Below are 24936 nucleotides of genomic sequence, written 5' to 3' on the forward strand. Positions count from 1 at the left end.
ATTTATAGCTTTTTAAACATTACGTTAGAATATTTAAGCATTAAGCAGTACCAGAAAAAGGGTAAATATGTCGTCTGAACAAAATGATTTTCTATTTTTAGACCCACAGCAAGACGACGAAATAGTTGTTGAGCCATCTCGATATTGGGATATTTTAATTGTAGACGACGACGAAGAAATTCATACGGTTACAAAGCTCGCATTATCTGGACTAGAGTATGGTGGTGCTAGGCTTAGGTTTCATCACGCATATTCTGGCGCTGAGGCCAAAAATATACTTACTCAGCCCAATGATATATCTGTTATTTTTTTAGACGTTATTATGGAAACTGACGATGCCGGCTTTCAGGTGGTTAAACATGTCAGAGACACTCTTAATAACAAACGCGTTCGCATTATTTTACGTACGGGCCAAGCCGCTAATATCCCCGAAGAAAAAGTTATTCGTGAATACGATATAAACGATTACAAAACTAAAACAGAGCTGACACGCTCAAAACTTGTGACAACGCTTATTGCTGCTATTCGTTCTTACGAACAGATATGCCTACTTGAGTATCAAGCGCAAGCGATGAATACTATTTTATCTGCCTCTAAATACATTTTGGGGCAAACAGATGTAAAAGTATTGTGCAATAAAGCACTTGAATTTATGGGGGTTATTTTAGGTTGTAAATCTAACGGATTAATTTGTACCAAGCTTGATGGTGAAAATTTTATTCAGGTTCTGGGCGGGTGTGAAAAGTACGAAGAATATTTTGGTGAAAAATTAGTTAATGTTAACCAAACTGCGTTATCTCAGGTTGAGGCCTGTTTTGGACAACTCACTCATCAATATACAGATAACAGCATCACCTTTATTTTAAAAAGTAAGCACCGCAAAGCTGCTTTATATATTGAGAGTGGTGGAGCACCGACAGATATTCAACTGCAGTTTGCTGAAATATTTTTAACTAATATTAGTATTGCGCTCGATAATATACGGTTGTTTGTAAAGCTAAGAGATGCAGCTTATAAAGACCTACTCACTGGTATTTCAAATAGAACTGATTTTATTGAGCGCATAGATGATTTTCAAAACGTCAGTGAAAACAAATATGTGTTTGTTTTGTTAGACGTTATTAACTTCTCAGATATAAATGATGGCTTAGGGCAAGATGTAGGTAATAAGCTACTTATTGCTATTGTTGAGCGTTTGAGAGCAATTGTCCCCACAGCTCAATTACTCTCTCGTGTAGGTGCTGATGTATTTGGTTTTTTAATCCCAAAAAGTGAATTTGTTTTAACTGATTTTAATGAAAAGTTAAGTCCGTCGTTTTCTGCTGCGGAACATGTGTTACCCATCGATTTTAGAATTGGCTTATGCCAACAGCAAGACTTTCAAGGCTCTGGTTTAGAAACATTAAAAGTGGCTTATATTGCTTTAAATCATGCTAAAAAAATAAAGCACAAGGAAGGTGTTTATTACAGTATTGATATGCAAGAAAAAATGGAGTGGCGATTAGGTTTAATTAGACAGCTGCGCCATGATTTTGCCAGAGGGAAGCTCGAAGTATGGTACCAACCGCAGTTATCGTTTGATGATTTGTCATTAATTGGTTGCGAAGCTCTTTTACGCTGGCCGTTGGAAAATGGCACCTACATTTCACCCGCAGTGTTCATACCTTTAGCTGAAGACGCTGGACTCATCGTTGATATAGGGCAGTGGGTGTTAGAGCAAGCGTGCCAACAGCAAAAGCGATTAGAAAATGAAGGAACTGAAATATGTATTGCTGTTAACGTGTCGGTTCCGCAATTTAAAGTTAAAGGGTATGCGCAAACAGTAAAAAATACCTTACTAAAATACGGTGTGGACCCAAAAAACATTGAGCTTGAAGTCACTGAAAGCGTAGTAATGGATGAATTAGACACGGTTATTAATACTCTGAGGGAGCTTAAGGCGTTGGGTATTGAAGTGGCTATTGATGACTTTGGCACAGGGTTTTCTTCATTAAGTTATATACAAAGCCTTCCTATCGATAGACTAAAGATTGATAGGTCGTTTATTAAAGATCTTAATAATGGTGATACCGGTGCCGTTGCTGGATTAGTAATATCGTTAGGTGCAAAGTTAGGTTTAAAAACAATAGCAGAGGGTGTTGAAACGCAGGAACAAGCTAAGTTTTTAAAAGACTTAGGATGCGATGAAGTACAAGGGTTTATGTATGCTAAACCTATGCCTGAAAACAAGTTATTAGAGTTCATTAGTAAACGAAAAACATAGATAGTTATAGGCTTAGTGTTAAAGGTATTTCATACGTTGTAATGTTGTATATATAAACAAGTCTATGATGTATAATTTGCGCCTTTTGTTATTCTACGGTCACATTTATGAGCACACTCAAAGCTAAGCGCGCCTTATTCTCTTACCCCAAGTATTGGGCTGAGTGTTACGGCACTGCACCATTTTTACCTACATCACGCGAAGAAATGGATGCACTTGGCTGGGATAGCTGCGACATAATAATAATTAGTGGTGATGCGTATGTTGACCACCCAAGCTTTGGGATGGCAGTAATCGGACGTGTGCTCGAAGCGCAAGGTTTTAGAGTAGGTATTATTGCTCAGCCCAAATGGGATACAAAAGACGCATTTATGGAGCTTGGCAGGCCAAACCTATTTTTTGGTGTAACTGCTGGTAACATGGACTCAATGATTAACCGTTACACAGCTGAAAAGCGTATGCGCCACGATGATGCTTATACACCAGACAACGTAGGTGGTAAACGCCCGGATCGAGCGGTGATGATTTACTCTCAGAAGTGTCGTGAAGCATACAAAGGTATTCCTATTGTTATTGGCGGTATTGAGGCCAGCCTTCGCAGGATAGCCCATTATGATTATTGGCAAGAAAAAGTGCGCCGTAGCATTTTGTTTGACTCAAAAGCCGATATATTGATTTACGGAAATGCTGAGCGCCCATTAGTAGAAGTTGCCCACCGTATTGCCGGTGGTGAAACGATGGATACGATTCAAGACATTCGTGGTACCGCTGTGATTCGTAAAGAACCTTTGCCGGGCTGGCGGGGGAGTGATTCAACAGCTATTGATAAAATAGGTAAAATAGACCCCATTCCAAACCCTTACGGAGCCGATGATGTTGGCTGCAGTAAGTCTGAATTTAAACAAGCTGGTATTGATTTAAAAGCAGAAGCTGCAAAGCCTATTACCGTGCAGCCAGCGCGTCCTAAGCCATGGGAGAAAACGTATGTTAAACTTCCAGCGTACGAGCAAGTAAGTGTTAACAAACCTTTATACGCACATGCCTCAAGAATATTACACCAAGAAACTAACCCTGGTTGTGCAAGAGCTTTATTCCAGCGTCATGGCGATCGCTCTATTTGGGTTAACCCACCGGCTTATCCTTTAGAAACTCATGAAATGGATGCGGTATTTGGATTACCTTATCAACGAATTCCTCATCCACGTTATGGCGACGCTAAAATACCTGCTTACGACATGATAAAAACGTCGGTGAATATTATGCGCGGCTGTTTTGGTGGGTGTTCATTCTGTTCGATTACAGAGCACGAAGGGCGAATTATTCAAAGCCGATCGCAAGAGTCTATTATTGAAGAAATTGAACAGATCAGAGATAAAGTGCCCGGTTTTACCGGCATTATTTCCGATTTAGGTGGGCCAACGGCCAACATGTACAAATTACGTTGTACAAGCAAAAAAGCAGAAAGTACCTGCCGACGCTTATCGTGCGTATACCCTGATATTTGTAAGCATATGGACACGGATCACACGCCAACAATCGATTTATACAAAAAAGCACGTGATGTAAAAGGCATTAAAAAAGTTCTTATCGCTTCGGGCGTTCGCTATGACCTTGCTGTACGCGATCCTCGCTATGTTAAAGAGCTGGTGACACATCATGTGGGCGGGTATCTAAAAATAGCGCCAGAGCATACTGAAGACGGTCCATTATCAAAAATGATGAAGCCGGGCATGGGGGCTTACGATCAATTTAAAGAATTATTTGATAAGTACTCGAAAGAAGCGGGTAAAAAGCAGTATTTAATTCCTTATTTTATTTCTGCGCACCCAGGAACTAAAGACGAAGATATGGTAAACATGGCTTTATGGCTTAAGTCTAACGACTTTAAGTTGGATCAAGTGCAAAACTTTTACCCATCCCCAATGGCCAATGCGACCACTATTTACCATACAGAGATGAACTCACTGCGTAATATCAAGAATAATAGTGAAGTAGTGCCAGTGCCAAAAGGAGCACGCCAGCGCAGATTACACAAAGCTATTTTGCGCTACCATGATGCATCGGGCTGGCCAATGATACGTGAAGCACTTCGCAAAATGGGTAAAGCCAACTTAATTGGCAAAGGGCCAAACTGTTTAGTGCCAGAAGAAGGCCGTGATGAAAAAGCGGGTAAAACCGTTAATAAAGGCCGTAAAGGGGCTCGCCCAGCGCTTACACGTCATACGGGATTTAGTCAGTTTAAAAAGGCTAATACAAAACCTAAAGTGGGTGGAAATAGGCACAAAGCCAGATAGTTATTACCGAGACAATAAAAACGCGCAGCTATAAATTAACTGCGCGTTTTTTTATAACAGCTTTTAAATTTATATTAACAACCAAGTGGCGGTGCCTAAAAAGGCAAAAATACCCACAATATCTGTCACTGTTGTTAGCACTACGCTGCCTGCAAGTGCAGGGTCTATATTCATTTTTTTAAGTAAAATTGGAATACTTGCACCAGCGACCCCTGCCACAACTAAGTTCATAAACATGGCAAAAGCGAGTACGCCGCCGAGCATAAAGTCCCACTGCCAAAGTGCAATGACACCCGCGATCAACAATGACCACAAAATGCCATTGAGTGCTCCAATAGCGAGTTCTTTCATCATTAAAAAGCGTTGGTTGGTTTGATTTATATGACCAACAGCTATACCACGAATAACAAGTGTAAGTGATTGACTGCCAGCCACACCGCCCATAGAAGGAACAATGCCATTAAGCACTGCTAAAATGGGTAAGATATCGAGTGTGCTTTCAAAAAAACTGGCTACAAAGGCGGCCGCAAGCGCAGTTAATAAGTTAACTCCTAACCATACTGAGCGTTTTTTAGAGCTTTTTAAGACAGGAGCAAAGGTATCTTCTTCATCATCAAGGCCCGCCAAACTCAGTAAACTATGTTCTGCGTCTTCACGAATTACGTCAACAATATCATCGATCGTGACACGACCAAGTAGCTGATCGTTGTCATCAACAACTGGGGCCGAGATCCAATTATGGCGCTCAAAAAGTTGTGCAACTTCACTTTCATCCATTGAAATTGGAATTGACTCACATTCTTCATCCATTAAATCGCGAACAATTTTTTCTGGTGGATTAGTTAGCAATGTACTCAGCGATAAAGCACCAATAAAGCAGTTATGCTTATCAACCACATACAGGTCATCAGTGCCTTCAGGTAACTCTCCGCGAAGTCGAATGTAACGTAGTACGACATCAATGGTCACATCTGGGCGAATAGTTACCGTATCGGTGTTCATGAGTGCACCAGCAGAACGCTCTTGATAAGATAGCGCTTGTGTTGCGCGCTCTCTATCTTGGGTGTCCATGGCGCTAACAACGTCTTGGTAAACGGTGTCAGGCAAACTACGTAATACTTCACCTAGGTCATCGTGACCCATGTCTTCAGTGGCAGCAGCAATGTGCTCAGGCTCCATTTGGGCAATAATACCCAGGCGCACGTCTTCTGATAATTCTTCGAGTACATCACCTTGAACATCAGGATCAACTAACTGCCATAGCAAGCGTCGAATTTTGTGTGGAGATGATTCTAATAATAACGCAGTATCACATGGCGCTGTTTTTGCGAGCATGCGCCTAACTTGAACAAACTGACCACTATTAAGTGACTTGGTCACTTGCTTTAGTTGTTGTAGTGGGTAGTCTTGTTCAAAAGCTTCGGGCATTGGCGTCCTTTATTTATACTGTAACTGTTACCTAGTGGGTGGGGGAGTACGACCTAGCAGCCAGTTATTTTGATTATAGTTATTTTATTTAAATGTTAAAAATTAACGTTACTCTTGTTCGTTAAATCGTTGCGAAATAAGTTCTCCAATGGCATTTAAAGCTTGCTCTGCATCAGGCCCTTCACATACCACTTTAACTTCTTTACCTTGGCTACTTTCAAGTAGCATCAGTGCTAATACACTATCACCAGCAGCTTCTTTATCATCTTGAAACAAGGTGATTGAAGCATCAAATTTTACAGCGAGTTGGGCTAATACAGTCGCGGCTCTGGCATGCAGTCCTAATTTATTTTGTATTAAAAAAGTGTCTTCTATACGCATACATTACTCTATCAAAGCTGAACAGGTTATTAGTTTTGTAAAATTACTTTTCTTGTTCTCTGTGACGTATTTTTACATTGGGATGCGTAACGGCAAAGCTTTCGCCAATTGTTTGCGCTAAATATACAGAGCGATGTTGCCCGCCAGTACAGCCAATCGCAATAGTTAAATAGCTTCTGTTATTTCGCTCTAGGTGTGGTAGCCATGTTTGTACAAAGGTTTGTATTTGCCATGTAAATTTTTGAACTATGCTGTGGCTAGCCAAATAATCTTTTACTGGTTGGTCTAGGCCATTAAGTGGTTTTAGCTCAGGCTCCCAGTGCGGGTTAGGTAAAAAACGTGCATCAAATACGTAATCTGCCTCTTTAGGAATGCCATGTTTAAAACCAAAAGATTCAAATGTAACAATCAGCTGCTTGTCTTTTTTACCTAGTATTTTTTCGCGAATTGATTCAGCAAGTTGATGAACGCTTAGCTCACTGGTATCGATCATGTAATCGGCGCGCGTAATTAGCACATCGAGAAGTTCTTTTTCTTTTTTTATGGCTAAATCAAGCGGAAGTGAATCTATTGATAAAGGGTGTAAGCGTCTGGTTTCAGAAAAGCGCTTAATAAGGGTTTGATCTTCACTGTCTAAGTAGAACAGCGTTGGTTTTGTAAAACCCGGTAAGTATTCGATGATGTGATTAAATTCATCTTGCTCTTTTGGTAAATTTCGCACATCTATACTAACGGCAATTTTATCGTAGTTATCAGAAACGCTTCTAATTAAAGAAGGTAATAAATTTACTGGAATGTTATCTACGCAATAATAACCTAGATCTTCAACAACGCGTAAAGCAACCGACTTACCAGAACCAGAACGGCCACTTATGATAATCAACTCCATTAATCACCCTTTAAATTTGTTACGATTGGTCAACAATAATTTGATACAACTCAGCATCCGATTTAGCACAGCGAAGCTGCTTACAAAATTCTTTATTTTTTAGTTTATCAGCTATCGTTGCTAGCGTCTTTAAATGCTGTTGGTTATCGCCTTCAGGTACGATGAGTGCAACAAAAATATCAACAGGGCGGTTGTCTATAGCATCAAAATTAATCGGTGTTTCACTTACTAACACCAATGCTAAAGGTTCTTGTGCGCCGCTCATTCGGCCATGTGGAATAGCAATGCCTCTTCCTATCCCTGTGCTGCCTAGCTTTTCGCGGGTTAATAAAGCGCCCAAAATATCCTGTTGAGATAAATACGGTAATTTATCGTGAGCCAGCTCGCTAATAAACTCTAAAATTCTTTTTTTACTATTAAAAAGGACCGCAGCTTTACTGCAGTCCTGGCATATAAGTGAACTTAATTTCATCATATTAGTGTCGAGCAAGCTTCTCTTTGTGTTTAATTACTTGACGGTCAAGCTTGTCAATCAATGAATCAATAGCTGCATACATATCTTGATGTTCAGTGGATGCGAATAATTCAGCACCACTTACATGAATAGTTGCTTCTGCTTTTTGATTTAATTTTTCTATATCAAGAATGACATGAACATTATTAATATGATCAGAGTGCCTTTCTAGCTTCGCAAATTTGGTATTTATATAGTCTCTTAATGAATCAGTTAGTTCTACATGACGACCAGTTAAATTTAGTTGCATAAGCATTACCCTCTTTGTTTAGCGTCTTAAATCAGGCTCTTTCGCTGATTTGACGGTGGAATAGCCAGAGATTCGCGATATTTTGCGATTGTACGTCTCGCTACTTTAATTCCTTGCTCAGCCAATATATCCGCAATTTTGCTATCACTCAATGGTTTTGCTGAGTTTTCTGCTGCGATTAATTTTTTAATAAGTGCACGTATTGCCGTAGATGAACATTCTCCACCATTTTCGGTACTTACGTGGCTTGAGAAAAAGTATTTAAGCTCAAATATTCCACGCGGTGTGTGCATATACTTTTGCGTAGTTACGCGCGAAATTGTTGATTCGTGCATTTCTACCATTTCGGCAACATCATTTAAAACCATCGGTTTCATGGCTTCTGGCCCGTGTTCAAAAAAGCCCTGTTGTTGTTTAACAATACAGTTAGTTACTTTTAAAAGTGTATCATTTCTACTTTCTAAGCTTTTTATAAACCATTTAGCTTCTTGTAAATGTGAGCGAATAAATTGACTGTCGCCGCTTGATTTAACTGTACGCGACATCGCTGCATATTGGCTGTTTACACGAATTTTTGGCATGCTGTCTGGGTTTAACTCTACAATCCAGCGGCCTTTAATTTTTTTAACTGACACATCAGGTATTACATACTCAGACTCTTCTCGTACTATTGTGTCTGCAGGCTTAGGGTTGAGAGTATGAATAAGTGTCATTACTTCTTTAAGCTCATCTTCTTTGAGCTTCGTTTTTTTCATTAATGTACGGTAGTCACGAGCAGCTAACAAATCAATGTGCTCTGTTAAAATCATTTTTGTTTCATCAATAAAAGGCGTGCCTTTATCAAATTGATTTAACTGAATACACAAGCACTCTTGTAAGCTACGTGCCGCAATACCCACTGGGTCAAATAGCTGAATGCGCTTTAAAACCGCTTCTATTTCGTCAAGTTCAACCTCAACGTCATCGTCGTTATCTTGATTAAAGCTCTCTAAAATCTCTTCGCAGCTGAGTGTCAGTATGCCTGAATCATCCACCGCTTCTACAATAGCAATAGCGATGGCTTCATCTGTAGGGCTAAATGGCGTTAATTGTAATTGCCACATTAAGTATTCGTGAAGCGTTTCAGTTGATGCGCCCTGATATATAGACTCATCTTCAGGCATTGGGCCTGAAGATGATGCAGGGGCTGCACTCATATACTCATCCCAGCTAACATCCATTGCCATGTCGTCACTTACGGTATCTTTAGCAAGCGCTTCACCACTGTCTTGTTCATACTCGCTAGGGGCTTCATCGGCAGATACGGTTACTGTAACTTCATCGTTATCTGCTTTTTGCTCATTTTTGCCCGCAAGATCATCGGCATAGTCTTGCTCCTCAACCTCAAGTAATGGGTTGCTGTCGAGCGCTTCTTGTATTTCTTGCTGAAGATCCAATGTGCTTAATTGCAGCAAGCGAATAGCTTGTTGCAACTGAGGTGTCATTGTAAGTTGCTGGCCCATGCGCAGCTGTAGTGATTGCCTCATGTATCTCTAACAATCCTTTTAAGTTGTTATAGTTAATACTAGCAGATGCTTATAAATAAGGCGTAAATGTTACAGCCTAAATTGCTCGCCTAAATATACATCGCGTACAGTTTTATCATTTAATACGTGTTCAGGGGTACCAGAAGCAATCAGTTCCCCATGAGAAACAATGTAGGCTTTTTCGCAAACATCAAGGGTTTCTCTTACATTGTGGTCTGTTATTAATACGCCAATCCCACGGTTTTTCAGGTGTTCAATAATTTTTTTAATATCTAATACTGAGATAGGGTCAACACCGGCAAATGGTTCGTCTAACAAAATAAACTTTGGATCTGCGGCTAAAGCACGTGCAATCTCCACTCGGCGACGTTCTCCGCCCGATAATGCCATGCCTTTGCTGTCGCGAATGTGTTGAATGCTAAATTCATCTAATAGATTATTCAATGTATCTTCTCTGGCTTGTTTAGTGAGCTCCTTTCGAGTTTCTAAAATAGCCATTAAGTTTTGATACACTGTTAATTTTCTAAATATAGACGACTCTTGTGGTAAGTAGCCAATGCCTAATCTAGCACGACTGTGCATAGGTAAAAGCGTAATATCGTTATCATCGATAGATATTTTGCCTTTGTCGCTAGGGACTAAGCCTACAATCATGTAAAAGGTTGTTGTTTTACCTGCGCCGTTTGGCCCAAGCAAGCCTACAATACTGCCAGCTTTAACTTCTAAGCCCACATTTTTTACAACTTCACGGCCTTTGTAGCTTTTGGCTAGTAGCTCTGCTTTTAATGTGCTCATGGTTGGCCTTTGTCATTTTTTTTAGGCTCCACAGGCACTAAGATAGTGTGTACACGGTCAGTTGAGCTTTCATCTTTTTCGGCGCTAATAAGCTGCTGTTCTATATCGTAGGTAATGCTTTTAGCATTCATTTTTTGCCCAGCTTGAGATATCTCTGCATCTCCAATTAATGTTAAAAAACGCGTTGAAACATCGTACCTAACTTCATTAGCGCTGGCGCTCATTATTGTGCCGTCGGCTTGTTTTTCTTCAAAATATGCAGGCGTACCTGTGGCAATTAACAATTGCTTGTTGTCGCCTAGCTCATCGCGCTTGTGAACCTCAAGGCGGTCTGCGGTAATTTTTCTGTCGCCATGAATAATTTCAACATTTTTTTCGAAGATACCTACGTTTTCTTTTAGTTGACCCTCTTGTTTATCCGCACTAATCGAAATTTGATTTGCAGAAATTGGCGCTGTTGTTTCAGCGGCATTAGTACCTAATGCAAGTAAAAATGTTGGAATAATAAAGAGTGTTGATAGTTTATTGGTCATAATAAATAGTTCGCGTATGGTTAATTAATTTTATCACTTCGGTTTTTAAATCGGCTTCTAAGCCTTTACCGGTGATTTTTAAATTGGGCCCTGTAACAATGACAGGCTGCTCTGATTGCATCGTTAGTAATTTTATATCTACCTGAATGTTATCAGCATTAATTTTATCTATCATTGCGTTATCAGTTAAATTACTAGCAACAACGTTACCTTCTAATATTAGTTGTCTGCCTTCGTATAATGTTGCTTCATTAGCGTTAATTCGCCATGTTTGTTTGTCGTTGTATAGCGTAAAAATAGGTTTATCAAAAAAGGTAAACCCTAATTCTTGATATAGCTCCATTCGCGCTGCCGTTACTTTATGGCTGATTTTCCCATTTTCGTCATACGCTGTTTGTTTTAGCTCTATGGCTGTGTAATCGGGCTTTGCAATTATGTCTGCTTCGGTTTGTTGTGGTAAATTTACTTGTGTGAAATAAGGGTACCAAAGCCAAACCATACAGCTGATGAATAAAACGCTTAATATTATGCGCGCTGCATTCATGAACTAGTCCCTTTTGTGGTCAAAGGTTTGTTATTTTCAAGCATTAGTAGGTCGGTAAGTTCTCTCACTGCACCAAAGCCACCTAGCATTTGTGTTGTATAATGCGCTAAACGTTTTATTAGCGGATGGGCGTCATTTACTGCAACAGCAAACCCTACTAACTCCATTACTGGCATGTCTGGGCCATCATCGCCAATGTAGGCAATTTGCTCATCATTTAAATTGAGCTTTGTTTTTAGTTCTTCATAAGCGAGTAGCTTATTTTCTTGGCCTTGATATATATGTTGTACTGTTAGGCTTGTCATACGCTGTTGTACTATTTTTGAGTGGCGTCCTGTAATTACCGCAACTTCAAAGCCGCTATTAATTAGCGCTTTAATGCCAAAGCCATCTTTTGTATTAAATGCTTTGAGCTCTTCGCCTTGGTTACCCAAATAAATGCGACCATCAGAAAACACACCATCAATATCACAAATAAGTAGCTTTACTTTTTTTGCACGTGCTTTTGCGTCTTCACTCAATGGTTGATAGAGCTCTTCAAATTGCATTTATAATACTCCTGCTTTTAATAAGTCTTGCATATTTAATGCACCAATAGGGTGGTTTTGCTCATTAACGATAATTAAACCATTAATACGCTTTTGCTCCATAATATTAAGTGCTTCAGCGGCCAAAATATCTTGCGTTGCCGTTGTGCAGGACTTGGTCATTACAACATCTATTTGTGTTGTATGTATATCAATTCGTTGTTCTAAAATACGACGTAAATCACCGTCGGTAAAGAGCCCTACAAGTTGTTGCTGAGAATCAACTATGGCTGTCATGCCTAAGCCTTTTGCCGACATTTCTATCAGTGCATCTTTTATAGTTTGCGTAACGTTAATAATAGGTGTGTTTTTACCGCTATGCATGACATCTTTTAGGGTCAGCAGTAAACGTTTACCTAAACTGCCGCCGGGGTGAGATAGCGCAAAGTCATCAGCTGTAAAACCGCGGGCTTCTAACAGTGCAACCGCCATGGCATCGCCCATTGCAAGTGTTGCTGTTGTGCTTGCTGTAGGGGCTAAGCCTAACGAACAGGCTTCTTTTTGAACTTTTATGCAAATATGAACGTTTGCAAGCGTTGCCATTGTTGAGCTTGCGTTACCTGTCATGGCTATCATTTTTGCGCCAAGGCGCTTCAAAACAGGAATTATATTGAGGACTTCGCTTGTTTCACCAGAATTAGAAATGAGCATAACCACATCATTTTTAGTGATCATACCTAAGTCGCCATGGCTTGCCTCACCTGGGTGTACAAAAAATGCAGGGCTGCCAGTACTTGCTAATGTAGCCGCTATTTTATTACCAATATGACCCGATTTTCCCATGCCTATAACAATAGTTCGCCCTTGGCAGTCGTATATTAACTGACATGCTTGATGAAAATTTTCATCCACATATTGTGCAATATCACTCAATGCTTGGCGCTCTATGTCTAATACACGTAGGCCTTGTTCAATAAAATTTAGCGTTGCCATTACTTACCCTACTTGACTGAAAATATACCCTTGGTAGCCTAAAAAAGCGATTAATAATAAGCCGCCCTCTACTCTATTGATGCGCTGAGCACCTCTAAAGTTCAATGACATGATAATAAGCGCAACCGTGGCACCAATCATAATAAGTATGTCGCGGTTAGCAACAGACGGGTCAATAACAGAAGGGTTAATAATGCCTGCGAAAGGCAGCACGGCAAGAATATTAAAAATATTAGAGCCAACAATATTACCCAGTGCTAAGTCATCTTCATTTTTAAGAACCCCTGCAATTGAAGCTGCAAGCTCGGGCAAACTTGTACCTATTGCAATAATTGTTAAGCCAATCACTAAATCACTTAGGCCAAAATATTTTGCGATATCAACCGCTGAATCTATTAAAAAATGTGCACTGACAGGAAGTAATACCATACCAATAACTAACCAAATTACTGCTTTTTTTGTTGGTACGTCATTGGGTACTTCATCACATGCTTCTGATACAAATGGGTCTGTTTGATTTTTAGCACGTAGCGAAACAATAATCAGCCCGCCAATAAAGACGACAAAACCAATTAATAAGGCAACGCCTTCAGCAAGCGAAAAGTAGTTATCTGAAAAAATATACCAAGTAGCTAGAGATACAATAAGCACTAACGGGATTTCACGTTTTAATGTACTTGAAGAAACGCTAAGAGGCCTAAATAAAGCGGTAATACCTAATACCAGTAGAATATTTGTGATATTTGAGCCAATTGCGTTACCTACCGCTGTGTCTGTTTTTCCAGCCAATGCGGCAGAGGCTGACACCATCATTTCAGGTGCTGATGAGCCCATGGCAACAACAGTCAAACCAACAATTAAGGTTGGTACGCCAAAGTTTTTAGCCAGTGCGGCCGCACCATAAACAAACCTGTCAGCACTCCAAACTAGGGCTGCAAAACCAAGAATCAAAATAACAAACGAGGTAACCATTGTATTAAGCCAGTTATTCAAAATAGGAATGGCGCGAATAGTAACAAATGCCACGATGAAAGTATAAATAAAAGAGTAAGGTCAACTACGTAGGCTTATTCATTTTACTAAATTAATTAGTCGAGCCTGTTAGGCTTTCAGTACTAAAGTTTTACTGATGTATGGGGAATAACTACACCACCAGGTACTGACTTGCCAAAATTCTAAATAGGTTGCTGAAAATTTAACCTTAATAGGTAACAGCCCTAGTTTAAGTGTTGGTTAAGTGAAGATGAGTGAGTCTTAATGTGTGTTTTAAACGTACATTACAAAATCTTACGAATTGTTTTTTCCATATTGGATCAAAAAGATTTAAAATAGGGGCACTAGTGAACATTTTTATGGAGAGCGACTTGTCGCAATCAATAGTAGAAGTCAAGGATGTTAGCTTTTCCAGGGGCGATAGGGTCATATATAAAAATATGAGCTTTAGTGTGCCTAAAGGCAAAATCACTGCGATTATGGGGCCAAGCGGTATTGGTAAAACCACGATGTTGCGTTTAATTGGTGGCCAATTAAAACCTGATTCGGGTGATATTTTATTTGAAGGTGGCAGTATTCCTTCCATGACGCGTTCAGAATTATACGAAGCGCGTACAAAAATGAGCATGCTATTTCAAAGTGGTGCCTTGTTTACCGACATGTCTGTGTTTGACAATATTGCTTTTCCGATTCGTGAGCACACAAAACTAAGTGAAGATCTTATTCGTTTAGTGGTGTTAATGAAGCTGCAGGCTGTGGGTTTACGCGGAGCTAAAGATTTAATGCCCTCAGAGTTATCAGGTGGGATGGCAAGGCGTGCTGCTCTTGCTCGCGCAATAGCGCTCGATCCAGAGCTCATCATGTATGACGAACCGTTTGCTGGCCAAGATCCTATCTCAATGGGCGTGCTTGTAAAGTTAATTAAATCGCTCAATCAAGTATTAGGTTTATCGTCTTTAATTGTGACCCATGATGTAACTGAAGTAATGAGTATTGCCGATCACGTTATTATTATTGCCGATCAGGGCGTAATAGGCTCAGGTACGCCAGATGAAATGCGCAATCATGAATCTGAGCTAGTTCAGCAATTTTTAAAAGGTTTGTCTGATGGTCCTGTGCCATTTCATTTCCCCGCGCAAGCCTATGCAGATGAGTTGCTTGGAGAAAAAGCCTAATGTTGGATTTGTTTCAAAAGTTAGGGCATAAAACTCTGGGTCGCTTTGCTGCCCTTGGTCGCTCAGCTTACATGTTGTTCAGTGCACTCGCGCATGTTCCTAATCTTAAAAAAGGCACTCCGCTGCTTATTCGCCAGCTTTATATGGTGGGTTCGCAGTCGCTGCTTATTATTATGGTATCAGGCTTGTTTATCGGTATGGTACTCGCATTGCAAGGCTACACCGTATTAGTAGGGTATGGTGCTGAAGATAGCTTAGGGCCACTTGTAGCATTGAGTTTACTGCGTGAGCTAGGCCCTGTAGTTACCGCGCTATTATTTGCTGGGCGTGCAGGTAGTGCACTTACCGCAGAAATAGGCCTAATGAAAGCCACCGAACAACTCTCATCATTAGAGATGATGGCAATTGATCCACTTAAACGTATTATTGCACCTCGCTTTTGGGCCGGTTTTATTAGCATGCCTTTACTTGCAATTATATTCTCTGCCGTTGCAATTATAGGGGCTCATTTAGTCGGGGTTGATTGGTTAGGTGTAGATACCGGTAGCTTTTGGTCAATTATGCAATCGCAAGTGTCGTTTCAGGCTGATGTACTAAACGGCATAATTAAAAGCTTTGTATTTGCAATAGTGGTTACTTGGATTGCACTTTACAAAGGCTATGACTGTGTTCCAACGTCGGAAGGGATCAGCAAGGCAACTACCGAGACAGTTGTACATTCGTCATTGGCCGTTTTAGGTTTCGACTTTATTTTGACAGCGGTAATGTTTACCAGCTAATTAGGGTATAAATAATGAATTCACGGAAATTAGAAATTTTAGTTGGCTTTTTTGTAGCGCTTGGCATTTTAGCTTTTGCTATGTTAGCGCTTAAAGTAGCGAATGCAGGTATTAGTGGCTCAGGCGAAACCTATTCACTCAATGCAAAGTTTGAAAACATTGGCTCATTAAAAGCACGAGCCCCCATCAAAGTAGGTGGTGTGGTAATTGGTCGCGTTGAGTCAATTTATGTTCATCCAAAAGAGTTTTTACCTGTGGTTGATATGACTATTGATGCGCAATACTTATGTCGTTTTTCAGATACAAGCTCAATATCCATACTTACATCGGGTATTTTAGGCGAGCAATACTTAGGTATAAATCCTGTTATTGCCTCCAGCTCAGCTGAACAGCGTTGTTTAGGTGAAACAGTAACCAACAATGAACAAGATACTGCAATTGATGACTTATTTGGCGTAGAAAGTAAGGCGCTAGGGAATGGGGATTCAATTATTGATACCAAGTCTGCCATTGTGTTAGAAGAATTAATTGGGCAGTTTTTATTCAACCAAGGTAGTGAGTAATTATTATGTTGAAAAAGTATTTAGCTATTATAACGCTTAGCGCATTAAGCCTAATGCAAACGGTGAGTGCTGCAGAAGTAAAGTTAGACGATCCAAATAAAATGGTGCGCAAGGTATCAGAGCATACATTTGACCGAATCAAAAAAGATCAACCATTGATTGTTAAAGATCAAGAGTATCTTCGCGTTATCGTTGAAGAAGAGTTGATGCCCTATATTGATTATAAATACGCAGCACTGCGTGTATTAGGAAGTGAAGTATCTAAAGTGCGCGCAATCACAGATGATGCTGAAAAAGCACAAGCAATTAAAGATATTCAGCGCTTTATTGGCGTGTTTAGAGAGTATTTAGTTGCTACGTATGCAGGTGTATTTACCCAATATACTAACCAACACGTTGAATTTGGTGCACCGCAACCATTTAAAGGTCAGGATGTGGTTGTAGTAAAAACAAAAATTATCGAAGATGGTAAGCCAGATATCCGCATTGATTTTAAAGTTCGTGAAGATCGTAGTGGTCAGTGGCGTGCATACGACATGATTGCTGAAGGGATAAGCTTGTTAGATGCTAAGCAAAGTGAGCTACAAGGTATTTTGCGTCAGCAAGGTATTGATAAGGTAAGTGACCTTTTAGAGCAAAAAAGTAAGCTTCCAGTTCAATTTAGAGGCAGTAGCTCGAATGACTAAATTGGCGATAAGCCAAATTGATGATCAACAGTTTCGAGCGAGCGGCGAGCTCTCTCGAAATTCAATTGGCGATGAACAACTTCTGAACAAGCAGCTACAAACTAAGCATAAAACCATCTATTTTGACCTAAGTGGGGTGTCAAGGGTTGACACAGCCGGCTTAGCTTGGTTAATTCACTCTTTTGCAGAATTAAAGCAGCAAGGTATTCGCCTTGAATTGCAAAATCCACCTGAGCAATTGCAAAATTTAATGCAATTGGGTCAAGTTACAACCCTATTTGAGTGAGAGTTATGGAAACTAGCCAAGTCGAAACATTATTACGCGAAGAACTTCAATTAGCAGAAGTTCATGTAAAAGCCAATGGAAGCCATTATGAAGTTGTTGCCGTGGGTGAGTGCTTCGACGGTTTAAGCCGAGTTAAAAAGCAACAGCTAGTATATGGTCCACTAATGAATACTATTTCAGACGGTACTATTCATGCAGTTTCTATTCGTGCTTTTACACCGACTGAGTGGAAACGCGAACAAAAATTTATTTTACCGCAATAAATAGGGCCTCCTAATGGATCAATTTGTAATTCAAGGTGGCACTTCACTTGCTGGTGAGGTGACTATTTCTGGTGCTAAAAACGCAGCACTGCCTATTTTATTTGCCTCACTTTTGGCCGACGGTAAAAGTACATTTACCAATGTGCCACGCTTACGCGATATTGTAACTACAGAAGCTTTGCTAAAAACATTAGGTGCAGATGTAAATTGGCAGAGTGATACCCTCGTCATTGATGGTGCAACTGTTGATAAAACGTTGGCCCCATACGATTTAGTAAAGCAAATGCGCGCGTCTGTATTAGCATTAGGGCCTTTAGTTGCTCGCTTTGGTGAGGCACAAGTTTCATTGCCAGGCGGCTGTGCTATTGGTGCTCGCCCTGTTGATATTCATATTCAAGGCATGGAACGTTTAGGTGCGCAAATTAGCGTCGAAAATGGTTACATCAATGCAAAAGTGGATGGTCGCCTTAAAGGCGCTGAGATCTTTATGGAGATGGTCAGTGTAGGCGCAACCGAGAACTTGTTGATGGCAGCAGCGTTGGCCGATGGTAAAACAGTACTTGAAAACGCAGCCCGTGAACCTGAAATTACCGATTTAGCAAATTGCTTGATTGCAATGGGTGCTAAAATTACGGGCGCAGGGACGAGCCGTATTGAAATTGAAGGCGTAGAACGCTTATCCGGTTGTGAACATAAAATTTTACCGGATCGTATTGAAACAGGTACGTTCTTAGTTGCTGCAGCAATGGCTGGCGGTGAAGTATTGTGTAAAAACACAGACTTTCATTCACTTGAACCGGTTATTGAAAAACTGCGCGCGACAAATGCCTTACTTGAAGTGAAAGACGATTCTATTTATCTGGATATGCGTGGTCGTGAGCTTAAAGCGGTGAATGTTAAAACCGCCCCGCATCCAGGGTTCCCAACCGATATGCAAGCTCAGTTTACTGCACTTAATGTAGTGGCTAACGGCAGCGCGACAATTACAGAAACTATTTTTGAGAACCGTTTCATGCATGTGCCTGAGTTACAGCGCATGGGTGCAAACATTCGCTTAGAAGGCAACACAGCAATATGTGGTGAGACTAAAAGTCTTTCTGGCGCTCAAGTTATGGCTACGGATTTACGAGCATCAGCAAGCTTAATCCTTACAGGGATTGTAGCGCAAGGTGAAACAGTTGTTGATCGTATTTATCACGTTGATAGAGGGTATCAGCGTATTGAGGATAAACTCAGCGCGCTAGGCGCTAACATAAAGCGTAAAGCAAGCTAACACGTTTAAATGCTGGTCGGTGTGATTACACCGACCTTTCTTTATTTAGAGTTTGGTTTCAAGCTCAGCCACAGTAACCATTATTTTTTCGATTTTCCCATCTCTATACAATTCAAACTCTATTTCTTTACCTGGTTCAGTATTGCCAATTTTTTCGAGTACCTTTTGTGGATTAGCCACTGAAAGCCCCGCAATTTTTATTACAATATCTTGTTCTTCAATGCCTGCTTGCCACGCAGGCCCTAATGGATCTAAATTTGTAATACGCATGCCGCTCACAGGGGTTAAGTTGTCATTAACCTCTTTGCCTGTACTGTCTACGGCTGTGCCTTCAAACCCTAAGTAACCACGCACTACACGGCCATGACGAATTAGCTTAGCCATTACTTCCTTAGCTAGGGTGTAGGGGACAGCAAAAAAGATGCCTTGAATGTTTAAGTTTTCGCGGGTTTTAAATTGCGCTGAAGTAATACCTACTAAATCACCATTTGAATTAACGAGTGCACCACCGGAATTTCCTACATTAATTGCTGCATCCATTTGCAGTAGGTTATTAAACGGGCTATCGGTGATTTTTTGTTTACCTGTGGCACTAATAATCCCTTGTGTAATGGTTTGCCCTAAGTTGAGTGGGTTGCCAATAGCTAATACAACATCTCCCACGCTAGTCGTATAGTCATCGTTTACGGGTATAACAGGAAGGTGTTCTGCATTTATTTTAAGTAGTGCTAGATCTGTAATTGTATCAAAGCCTATCAGCTGAACATCAAAAAAACGTCGGCCGTCAGTTAAAATCACCATAATGACATCAGCATTATTAACAACATGATAATTAGTAAGTATATAGCCATCTGGCGACATAATAACGCCTGAGCCTAACTCCTGAACGGTGTTTTTTCTTTTGTAGCGGGGCTCCTTTGAAATACTTTCAGAAAAAATAGTAACGACAGACGGGGCTGCGCGCTTTACTGCATCAGAAAAGCTTAAGTGGCTTGCACTCATTGCACTGGGGATAGGAACATTAGGCAGCAGCGCTGCTCTCATATTTGGGCTGAAAAAAACCACTAAAAAAGCAATACTGAGACCTGCAAATAGAGGAGGGAGGACAAATTTAATGAATTTCAGCACAAGTTTCTTATTATTAAAGGAGCAATCCCTTTATGATGGCACAAAAAAAATAACAGCGGCAAGTGCCGCTGTTATTTTTATTACACATATACTGCGATTAATTACTGAATTAGGATAAATATAGACTCACGTCCACGTTTAACGCCTAGTACAATATTACCTTTAGTATTTTCGATGATTTTATTCATATCGCGAATAGTCTCAACACGTTGGCGGTTCACTTGGACTATCATGTCACCTTCTTCTAGGCCTACCCGTGCAGAAGGAGAGCGAGGATCGACAGAGGTAATTTCAATCCCCTTTGCGTTATTTTTCTGAACATTTTCTAATTCAGCCCCTTGAAATGCGGGATGCAGTTCTTCGCCAACCGCTTTAACACCAGATGCACCGTCGAGTGTGACTTTGAGCGTTTTTATTTTTCCATCTCGGTAAATACTGAGCTTTATTTCTCTGCCTTCACCTAATGTAGCAATTTTACTGCGCAGTTCATGGAAGCCGCTTATATCGCTGCCATTAATGCTTACAATAACATCCCCGGCTTTTATGCCTGCTTTACTAGCAGCAGTATCATCCATTACCTGCATCACATAAGCACCTTGTTTAACATCAAGCTGTTGTGCTTTGGCTAAGCCCGCATCAAGTGGACGACCCGATATGCCTAGCGAGCCACGGCGTACTTCACCATGCTCAATAATCTGATCAACCAAGTTTTTCATCATGTTAGAAGGAATAGCAAAACCAATTCCAACGTTACCACCAGATGCACCTAAAATAGCGGTGTTAATGCCAATTAGTTCTCCATTTAAATTCACTAAAGCACCGCCAGAATTACCTTGGTTAATTGCGGCGTCTGTTTGAATGAAATCTTCGTAACCTTCAATGTTTAAACCACTGCGTCCAAGGGCACTAACAATGCCTGAGGTGACGGTGTGGCTTAAGCCAAACGGGTTGCCTATAGCAACTGCAAAATCACCGACTCGTAATTGGTCTGAGTTAGCAAGTTTGATTTCTGTCAGGTCATCAGCGTCTATTTGTAGTAGTGCAATGTCAGACTCTTTATCTGTACCAATTTTAGTAGCTTCAAATTCACGTCCATCTTCGAGTGTAACGATCATTTTTTCAGCATCTTGGATCACGTGATTATTAGTAACCACATAACCTTCATCTGCATCGATAATCACACCTGAACCCAAACCACTAAATTGGCGCTTTTGGCTGCGAGGTTGTTGCTGGCCAAAAAAGAACTCAAGTGGATCGGCGCGGCGGCGAACCTCTTTAGAGCCCGAAACCTGAATACTCACAACACCAGGGGAGATTTGTTCAAGCATAGGTGCAAGAGTCGGTAGCTGTTGCCCATTAACTGCTATTGGTAACTTTGCGTAAGACGCTACCGGGCTCATTAATAAGCTTGTAGATAAAATAGCAGCACTGATAAGTGATAATTTCATTTTCATAGTCAAGGTTTACTCCACTTAGGAAAAACAAAAATTAAAAAAGGCTGCATAAGCAGCCTTTTTTTAGTTTGTTAGTAAGATAAAACAACAAAGCTGTTATATCTAAAGACTATGGGGTCAAAAAAAAGTTCATCAAGATGCTTTAGAGCGGTCCTGTACTTTATTTTCACCAGCAAATAAACCAGACTCACCTGACACAAAGTCTGCCGGTTGAGCCTCTGCTGAAGAGCGATCAGAACGACGCTCTTTTAAAGATGCTTGTAATTGCTCTGTTGTTTCTTTTGAAAAGTAAGGGGCTGCTGGTTCTTTATTTCTATCTTCTAACAGTAATTGATTAGTTTCTTCTACATGACTCAAGAGCTGGTTGTAGTTATCTTTCATTTTATTTACAAGCTTGCTGGTGCTTGCTAAATGATCAGCTACGTCTTGGCGGTATTGCTCAAGTTCGCTTTGCGCTTGTTCCGCTTGCTCTTTTAACTCATCTTGTTTGAACTGTTTTTTAGTAACAAATGCACCAATAAAAAATGCTATAACCGCAACAATAACGATTAAACCTACCCATATAACTGTGCCCATAAACTACCCCTTTGGGAAAATAACGAAAGAATGCTGATTCATTTATAAATCATATTAAGTGTAATATACCCCGAGTTATGATGCGTGTTAATATGCTTTACAAATTAAACTGCGTTTTGACTGAAAATACATATGACTCCTTGGCAAACATATCAACAAGATTTAAAACGAGATGACTTTGTACACGACGCAGCACAAGAAAATGCTGTGCGCCACTTGCAACGTTTATACGATGACCTCACGCAAGCAAAACCAAAATCAACAGGTTTTTTCGCTAATTTATTTGGTAAAAACGAACCAGAACCTATAAAAGGCTTGTATTTTTGGGGCGGAGTTGGGCGTGGAAAAACGTATTTAGTTGATACTTTTTATGAGGCATTACCAAGTGATCGAAAAATACGCGTGCATTTTCACCGTTTCATGCACCGTGTGCATGATGAATTAAAAAAACTAAATAACACGACCAATCCGTTGGAAAAAGTAGCGGATATATTTAAATCAGAAACAGACATCATTTGTTTTGATGAATTCTTTGTGCAAGACATAACGGATGCCATGTTACTGGGTGGTTTAATGGAAGCGCTTTTTGCTCGTGGAATTGTTTTAGTCGCTACCTCTAATATTGTGCCTGACGATTTATATAGAAATGGCCTACAGCGGGCTCGTTTTATGCCTGCCATTGAACTGGTAAAACTTAATACTGAAATAGTGAATGTAGATTCGGGTATTGACTATCGACTGAGAACCTTAGAACAAGCTGAGATTTTTCACAGCCCGCTTGATGAACAAGCGGATAAAAATCTATTTGAATATTTTGATAAGTTGTCAGCTGAACCGGGTCAACTCGATCAATCTATAGAAATAGAAGGGCGCTTAATAAAAACGCGCAAAGTAGCTCAAAGTGTGGTGCTATTCGAATTTAGTGAATTGTGTGAGACTGCACGTAGCCAAGTTGATTACATGGAAATTAGCCGTTTATATAACACGGTAATTATTTCTAATGTAAAACAGCTTGGCCAAAGTAATGACGATGCAGCAAGGCGCTTTATTGCTCTAGTAGATGAATTTTACGAACGCCACGTGACGCTAATTATTTCAGCAGAAAAACCGATTACCGAACTTTACACCCAAGGTAACTTAAATTTTGAATTTAAACGCTGCATAAGCCGTTTACAAGAAATGCAGTCGTTAGAGTATTTAGCAAGAGAACATTTAGCTTAATAAAAATTAGAATGCCGGTCGTTGCGCGCTTCCAACTCTTATTTGTAAATAGCGATAATTTTCTTGTGGGAAAAACAACCGATCGGTAGCAATGTGATTTAAGTGCTGGTATACTCCCGCGTCTGCCACGTTGCGTTCTATGCCTTCATATAGTTTAGCCACTAATGAGCGGCGCAAAAGTCTAAAACTCGAAGGGGTTATAGCAAACTTAGAGCAGTAGTTAATATTAACTACTTGTGGTTTTAATTGAAAAACATTGGATTTTTATAAATGAAAACGTTTGTTGCTAAACCAGAAACAGTAAAACGTGACTGGTACGTAGTTGACGCTGAAGGTAAAACTTTAGGTCGCATCGCTACTGAAATCGCTCATCGCCTACGCGGTAAGCACAAAGCTGAATACACTCCACACGTAGATACTGGTGATTACATCATCGTTATCAACGCTGAGAAAGTTACTGTAACTGGTAACAAATTCAAAGATAAAGTGTACTACGCTCACTCTGGTTTTCCAGGTGGCCTTAAGTCTACTACTTTTGATAAACTTCAAGCTGCAAAGCCTGAAATGATCATCGAAAAAGCAGTTAAAGGCATGTTGCCACGTGGTCCTTTAGGCCGCGCTATGTACCGTAAACTTAAAGTTTACGCAGGTACTGAGCATAACCATGCTGCACAACAGCCTCAGGTTCTAGACATTTAAGGAGCACTATCATGGCAAATCAATACTACGGTACAGGTCGTCGTAAAAGTTCAAGTGCTCGCGTATTCTTACGCCCAGGCACTGGTAACATCGTAATCAACAAGCGCTCTTTAGAAGAGTACTTTGGTCGCGAAACAGCACGCATGGTTGTTCATCAAGCTCTTGAGCTTGTTGATATGACTGAAAAATTTGACCTTTTCATCACCGTTTCTGGTGGTGGTACAACTGGTCAAGCTGGTGCTATCCGTCACGGTATCACTCGTGCACTTATGGAGTTTGACGAGTCACTACGTCCACAACTTCGTAAAGCAGGTTTTGTTACTCGTGATGCACGTAAAGTTGAACGTAAGAAAGTGGGTCTTAAGAAAGCGCGTAAGCGTCCACAGTTCTCAAAACGTTAATCTATACGTTATCAAGAATTCAAAAACCCAGCTTATGCTGGGTTTTTTGTTATTGGCGATAAATTTCTTCTGATTCCTTTGAGCTTTAAAAAATTGTTAGCCTAAGCTGTAATTGCAAATTACTGTTTATGATGATCACACAGTGCAATAACGGCGTATTAATTGAACGAAAGGAAGTAAATAGCCAGATAGGTGCAAAAAAGTTAAATAATTATCGTAATTAGTTTAAATCCATCAGTTAATTGATGGAATTTTTTGCTACAATTGGCGTGGAAGTAAAACGATCAAGTTTTATAACACTATGTGTAGTCTTAAAACTTCCGCTTAGTGGAGTTGATCTTGGTCACTACATCGTTTTTACAGAAGTGATATTATTACTTTTCGGCTCGTGCTCGAACTAGCTTAATCAAACCATTGGTGAAATTAATATTTTTCAAGACCTGAGTTGTTAATAACCTTGTTTTAAACAAGGGTTTTAATTATGATCATTTCTATTTTAAAA

General features: G+C 40.2%; 27 protein-coding genes. 12 read left to right on the top strand and 15 right to left on the bottom strand.

Annotation, left to right across the window (positions count from 1 at the left end):
- Positions 1–67: 67 nt before the first annotated feature.
- On the top strand, positions 68–2263 hold the full coding sequence (locus tag AC27JL_RS00995) for a bifunctional diguanylate cyclase/phosphodiesterase (protein ID WP_058428334.1): 2196 nt from the start codon (positions 68–70) through the stop codon (positions 2261–2263).
- Positions 2264–2370: 107 nt separating this feature from the next.
- Positions 2371–4557: a YgiQ family radical SAM protein gene (locus tag AC27JL_RS01000; RefSeq protein ID WP_487194599.1), complete on the top strand. Its 2187-nt coding sequence runs from the start codon at positions 2371–2373 to the stop codon at positions 4555–4557.
- A 69-nt stretch (positions 4558–4626) separates the two neighbouring features.
- On the opposite strand, the gene mgtE is transcribed toward AC27JL_RS01000, so the two are convergent.
- The 12 genes from mgtE to AC27JL_RS01060 all read right to left on the bottom strand — a co-directional run bounded on the left by mgtE (position 4627) and on the right by AC27JL_RS01060 (position 13909).
- A complete protein-coding gene (mgtE, locus tag AC27JL_RS01005) occupies positions 4627–5985 on the bottom strand; it encodes a magnesium transporter (RefSeq protein ID WP_006792092.1) in 1359 nt (452 codons plus the stop codon).
- A gap of 108 nt (positions 5986–6093) precedes the next feature.
- Complete coding sequence (locus AC27JL_RS01010; protein WP_006792093.1) at positions 6094–6366, bottom strand: HPr family phosphocarrier protein; 273 nt, start codon at positions 6364–6366, stop codon at positions 6094–6096.
- A gap of 43 nt (positions 6367–6409) precedes the next feature.
- Positions 6410–7255, bottom strand: a complete 846-nt coding sequence (rapZ, locus tag AC27JL_RS01015; protein ID WP_039036368.1) for an RNase adapter RapZ — start codon at positions 7253–7255, stop codon at positions 6410–6412.
- Positions 7256–7274: 19 nt separating this feature from the next.
- Positions 7275–7727: a PTS IIA-like nitrogen regulatory protein PtsN gene (gene ptsN / locus AC27JL_RS01020; protein WP_006792095.1), complete on the bottom strand. Its 453-nt coding sequence runs from the start codon at positions 7725–7727 to the stop codon at positions 7275–7277.
- A gap of 4 nt (positions 7728–7731) precedes the next feature.
- A complete protein-coding gene (hpf, locus tag AC27JL_RS01025) occupies positions 7732–8019 on the bottom strand; it encodes a ribosome hibernation promoting factor (RefSeq protein ID WP_006792096.1) in 288 nt (95 codons plus the stop codon).
- A gap of 26 nt (positions 8020–8045) precedes the next feature.
- Positions 8046–9545, bottom strand: a complete 1500-nt coding sequence (locus AC27JL_RS01030; protein WP_006792097.1) for an RNA polymerase factor sigma-54 — start codon at positions 9543–9545, stop codon at positions 8046–8048.
- 69 nt (positions 9546–9614) lie between these two features.
- Positions 9615–10340 (bottom strand): LPS export ABC transporter ATP-binding protein, encoded by a 726-nt coding sequence (lptB, locus tag AC27JL_RS01035; RefSeq protein WP_006792098.1) that lies wholly within the window; start codon positions 10338–10340, stop codon positions 9615–9617.
- Positions 10337–10873, bottom strand: a complete 537-nt coding sequence (gene lptA / locus AC27JL_RS01040) for a lipopolysaccharide transport periplasmic protein LptA (RefSeq protein ID WP_008130303.1) — start codon at positions 10871–10873, stop codon at positions 10337–10339. The genes lptB and lptA overlap by 4 nt, the downstream gene beginning before the upstream one ends.
- Entirely contained in the window at positions 10863–11417 is a 555-nt protein-coding gene (gene lptC / locus AC27JL_RS01045; RefSeq protein WP_008130304.1) for an LPS export ABC transporter periplasmic protein LptC, read from the bottom strand. Before lptC ends, lptA begins: the two co-directional genes overlap by 11 nt.
- The gene (kdsC, locus tag AC27JL_RS01050; protein ID WP_006792101.1) at positions 11414–11965 is read right to left on the bottom strand and encodes a 3-deoxy-manno-octulosonate-8-phosphatase KdsC; all 552 of its coding nucleotides are present in this window, start codon (positions 11963–11965) and stop codon (positions 11414–11416) included. Before kdsC ends, lptC begins: the two co-directional genes overlap by 4 nt.
- Positions 11966–12937 (bottom strand): KpsF/GutQ family sugar-phosphate isomerase, encoded by a 972-nt coding sequence (locus tag AC27JL_RS01055; RefSeq protein ID WP_006792102.1) that lies wholly within the window; start codon positions 12935–12937, stop codon positions 11966–11968.
- Positions 12938–12940: 3 nt separating this feature from the next.
- Entirely contained in the window at positions 12941–13909 is a 969-nt protein-coding gene (locus AC27JL_RS01060) for a calcium/sodium antiporter (protein WP_033019047.1), read from the bottom strand.
- A gap of 380 nt (positions 13910–14289) precedes the next feature.
- Here AC27JL_RS01060 and AC27JL_RS01065 point away from each other — a divergent pair, with 380 nt between their 5' ends.
- Genes AC27JL_RS01065 through murA form a run of 7 tightly spaced genes read left to right on the top strand, consistent with a single transcriptional unit; the run spans position 14290 to position 18955 of the window.
- A complete protein-coding gene (locus AC27JL_RS01065; protein WP_074210176.1) occupies positions 14290–15105 on the top strand; it encodes an ATP-binding cassette domain-containing protein in 816 nt (271 codons plus the stop codon).
- Complete coding sequence (gene mlaE / locus AC27JL_RS01070) at positions 15105–15884, top strand: lipid asymmetry maintenance ABC transporter permease subunit MlaE (RefSeq protein WP_487194600.1); 780 nt, start codon at positions 15105–15107, stop codon at positions 15882–15884. Before AC27JL_RS01065 ends, mlaE begins: the two co-directional genes overlap by 1 nt.
- Before the next feature lie 14 nt (positions 15885–15898).
- Positions 15899–16447, top strand: a complete 549-nt coding sequence (mlaD, locus tag AC27JL_RS01075) for an outer membrane lipid asymmetry maintenance protein MlaD (RefSeq protein WP_006792106.1) — start codon at positions 15899–15901, stop codon at positions 16445–16447.
- 5 nt (positions 16448–16452) lie between these two features.
- Positions 16453–17133, top strand: coding sequence for an MlaC/ttg2D family ABC transporter substrate-binding protein (locus tag AC27JL_RS01080; protein WP_010555664.1), 681 nt, complete (start codon positions 16453–16455; stop codon positions 17131–17133).
- The gene (locus AC27JL_RS01085) at positions 17126–17419 is read left to right on the top strand and encodes an STAS domain-containing protein (RefSeq protein ID WP_006792108.1); all 294 of its coding nucleotides are present in this window, start codon (positions 17126–17128) and stop codon (positions 17417–17419) included. The genes AC27JL_RS01080 and AC27JL_RS01085 overlap by 8 nt, the downstream gene beginning before the upstream one ends.
- 5 nt (positions 17420–17424) lie before the next feature.
- Positions 17425–17682, top strand: a complete 258-nt coding sequence (locus AC27JL_RS01090) for a BolA family protein (RefSeq protein WP_006792109.1) — start codon at positions 17425–17427, stop codon at positions 17680–17682.
- A 13-nt stretch (positions 17683–17695) separates the two neighbouring features.
- Positions 17696–18955, top strand: coding sequence for a UDP-N-acetylglucosamine 1-carboxyvinyltransferase (gene murA, locus AC27JL_RS01095; protein WP_008130314.1), 1260 nt, complete (start codon positions 17696–17698; stop codon positions 18953–18955).
- Positions 18956–19000: 45 nt separating this feature from the next.
- On the opposite strand, the gene AC27JL_RS01100 is transcribed toward murA, so the two are convergent.
- The 3 genes from AC27JL_RS01100 to AC27JL_RS01110 form a co-directional block, all read right to left on the bottom strand.
- Positions 19001–20083 carry a trypsin-like peptidase domain-containing protein gene (locus tag AC27JL_RS01100; protein WP_010555666.1) on the bottom strand — a complete coding sequence of 361 codons (1083 nt, stop codon included), beginning with the start codon at positions 20081–20083 and terminating at the stop codon, positions 19001–19003.
- Between the two features lie 101 nt (positions 20084–20184).
- Positions 20185–21537, bottom strand: coding sequence for a Do family serine endopeptidase (locus AC27JL_RS01105; RefSeq protein ID WP_008130320.1), 1353 nt, complete (start codon positions 21535–21537; stop codon positions 20185–20187).
- 132 nt (positions 21538–21669) lie between these two features.
- Complete coding sequence (locus AC27JL_RS01110; RefSeq protein WP_008130322.1) at positions 21670–22113, bottom strand: Z-ring associated ZapG family protein; 444 nt, start codon at positions 22111–22113, stop codon at positions 21670–21672.
- Positions 22114–22245: 132 nt separating this feature from the next.
- Between AC27JL_RS01110 and zapE the strand changes: the two genes are divergently transcribed.
- From zapE to rpsI, 3 genes are all read left to right on the top strand, one after another.
- Positions 22246–23334, top strand: coding sequence for a cell division protein ZapE (gene zapE / locus AC27JL_RS01115; protein ID WP_487194601.1), 1089 nt, complete (start codon positions 22246–22248; stop codon positions 23332–23334).
- A gap of 270 nt (positions 23335–23604) precedes the next feature.
- Positions 23605–24033 (top strand): 50S ribosomal protein L13, encoded by a 429-nt coding sequence (gene rplM / locus AC27JL_RS01120; RefSeq protein WP_002957960.1) that lies wholly within the window; start codon positions 23605–23607, stop codon positions 24031–24033.
- Between the two features lie 8 nt (positions 24034–24041).
- Positions 24042–24434 carry a 30S ribosomal protein S9 gene (rpsI, locus tag AC27JL_RS01125; RefSeq protein WP_086007041.1) on the top strand — a complete coding sequence of 131 codons (393 nt, stop codon included), beginning with the start codon at positions 24042–24044 and terminating at the stop codon, positions 24432–24434.
- Positions 24435–24936 lie beyond the last annotated feature (502 nt).

The organism is Pseudoalteromonas sp. 4NS20-0020 (assembly GCF_057554385.1).

What these genes read in the sequence shown, in the direction of transcription:
- AC27JL_RS00995 (WP_058428334.1), top strand. Translation starts at nt 68, where the DNA reads ATGTCGTCTGAACAAAATGATTTTCTATTTTTAGACCCACAGCAAGAC.
- AC27JL_RS01000 (WP_487194599.1), top strand. Translation starts at nt 2,371, where the DNA reads ATGAGCACACTCAAAGCTAAGCGCGCCTTATTCTCTTACCCCAAGTAT.
- mgtE (WP_006792092.1), bottom strand. Translation starts at nt 5,985, where the DNA reads ATGCCCGAAGCTTTTGAACAAGACTACCCACTACAACAACTAAAGCAA.
- AC27JL_RS01010 (WP_006792093.1), bottom strand. Translation starts at nt 6,366, where the DNA reads ATGCGTATAGAAGACACTTTTTTAATACAAAATAAATTAGGACTGCAT.
- rapZ (WP_039036368.1), bottom strand. Translation starts at nt 7,255, where the DNA reads ATGGAGTTGATTATCATAAGTGGCCGTTCTGGTTCTGGTAAGTCGGTT.
- ptsN (WP_006792095.1), bottom strand. Translation starts at nt 7,727, where the DNA reads ATGAAATTAAGTTCACTTATATGCCAGGACTGCAGTAAAGCTGCGGTC.
- hpf (WP_006792096.1), bottom strand. Translation starts at nt 8,019, where the DNA reads ATGCAACTAAATTTAACTGGTCGTCATGTAGAACTAACTGATTCATTA.
- AC27JL_RS01030 (WP_006792097.1), bottom strand. Translation starts at nt 9,545, where the DNA reads ATGAGGCAATCACTACAGCTGCGCATGGGCCAGCAACTTACAATGACA.
- lptB (WP_006792098.1), bottom strand. Translation starts at nt 10,340, where the DNA reads ATGAGCACATTAAAAGCAGAGCTACTAGCCAAAAGCTACAAAGGCCGT.
- lptA (WP_008130303.1), bottom strand. Translation starts at nt 10,873, where the DNA reads ATGACCAATAAACTATCAACACTCTTTATTATTCCAACATTTTTACTT.
- lptC (WP_008130304.1), bottom strand. Translation starts at nt 11,417, where the DNA reads ATGAATGCAGCGCGCATAATATTAAGCGTTTTATTCATCAGCTGTATG.
- kdsC (WP_006792101.1), bottom strand. Translation starts at nt 11,965, where the DNA reads ATGCAATTTGAAGAGCTCTATCAACCATTGAGTGAAGACGCAAAAGCA.
- AC27JL_RS01055 (WP_006792102.1), bottom strand. Translation starts at nt 12,937, where the DNA reads ATGGCAACGCTAAATTTTATTGAACAAGGCCTACGTGTATTAGACATA.
- AC27JL_RS01060 (WP_033019047.1), bottom strand. Translation starts at nt 13,909, where the DNA reads ATGGTTACCTCGTTTGTTATTTTGATTCTTGGTTTTGCAGCCCTAGTT.
- AC27JL_RS01065 (WP_074210176.1), top strand. Translation starts at nt 14,290, where the DNA reads ATGGAGAGCGACTTGTCGCAATCAATAGTAGAAGTCAAGGATGTTAGC.
- mlaE (WP_487194600.1), top strand. Translation starts at nt 15,105, where the DNA reads ATGTTGGATTTGTTTCAAAAGTTAGGGCATAAAACTCTGGGTCGCTTT.
- mlaD (WP_006792106.1), top strand. Translation starts at nt 15,899, where the DNA reads ATGAATTCACGGAAATTAGAAATTTTAGTTGGCTTTTTTGTAGCGCTT.
- AC27JL_RS01080 (WP_010555664.1), top strand. Translation starts at nt 16,453, where the DNA reads ATGTTGAAAAAGTATTTAGCTATTATAACGCTTAGCGCATTAAGCCTA.
- AC27JL_RS01085 (WP_006792108.1), top strand. Translation starts at nt 17,126, where the DNA reads ATGACTAAATTGGCGATAAGCCAAATTGATGATCAACAGTTTCGAGCG.
- AC27JL_RS01090 (WP_006792109.1), top strand. Translation starts at nt 17,425, where the DNA reads ATGGAAACTAGCCAAGTCGAAACATTATTACGCGAAGAACTTCAATTA.
- murA (WP_008130314.1), top strand. Translation starts at nt 17,696, where the DNA reads ATGGATCAATTTGTAATTCAAGGTGGCACTTCACTTGCTGGTGAGGTG.
- AC27JL_RS01105 (WP_008130320.1), bottom strand. Translation starts at nt 21,537, where the DNA reads ATGAAAATGAAATTATCACTTATCAGTGCTGCTATTTTATCTACAAGC.
- AC27JL_RS01110 (WP_008130322.1), bottom strand. Translation starts at nt 22,113, where the DNA reads ATGGGCACAGTTATATGGGTAGGTTTAATCGTTATTGTTGCGGTTATA.
- zapE (WP_487194601.1), top strand. Translation starts at nt 22,246, where the DNA reads ATGACTCCTTGGCAAACATATCAACAAGATTTAAAACGAGATGACTTT.
- rplM (WP_002957960.1), top strand. Translation starts at nt 23,605, where the DNA reads ATGAAAACGTTTGTTGCTAAACCAGAAACAGTAAAACGTGACTGGTAC.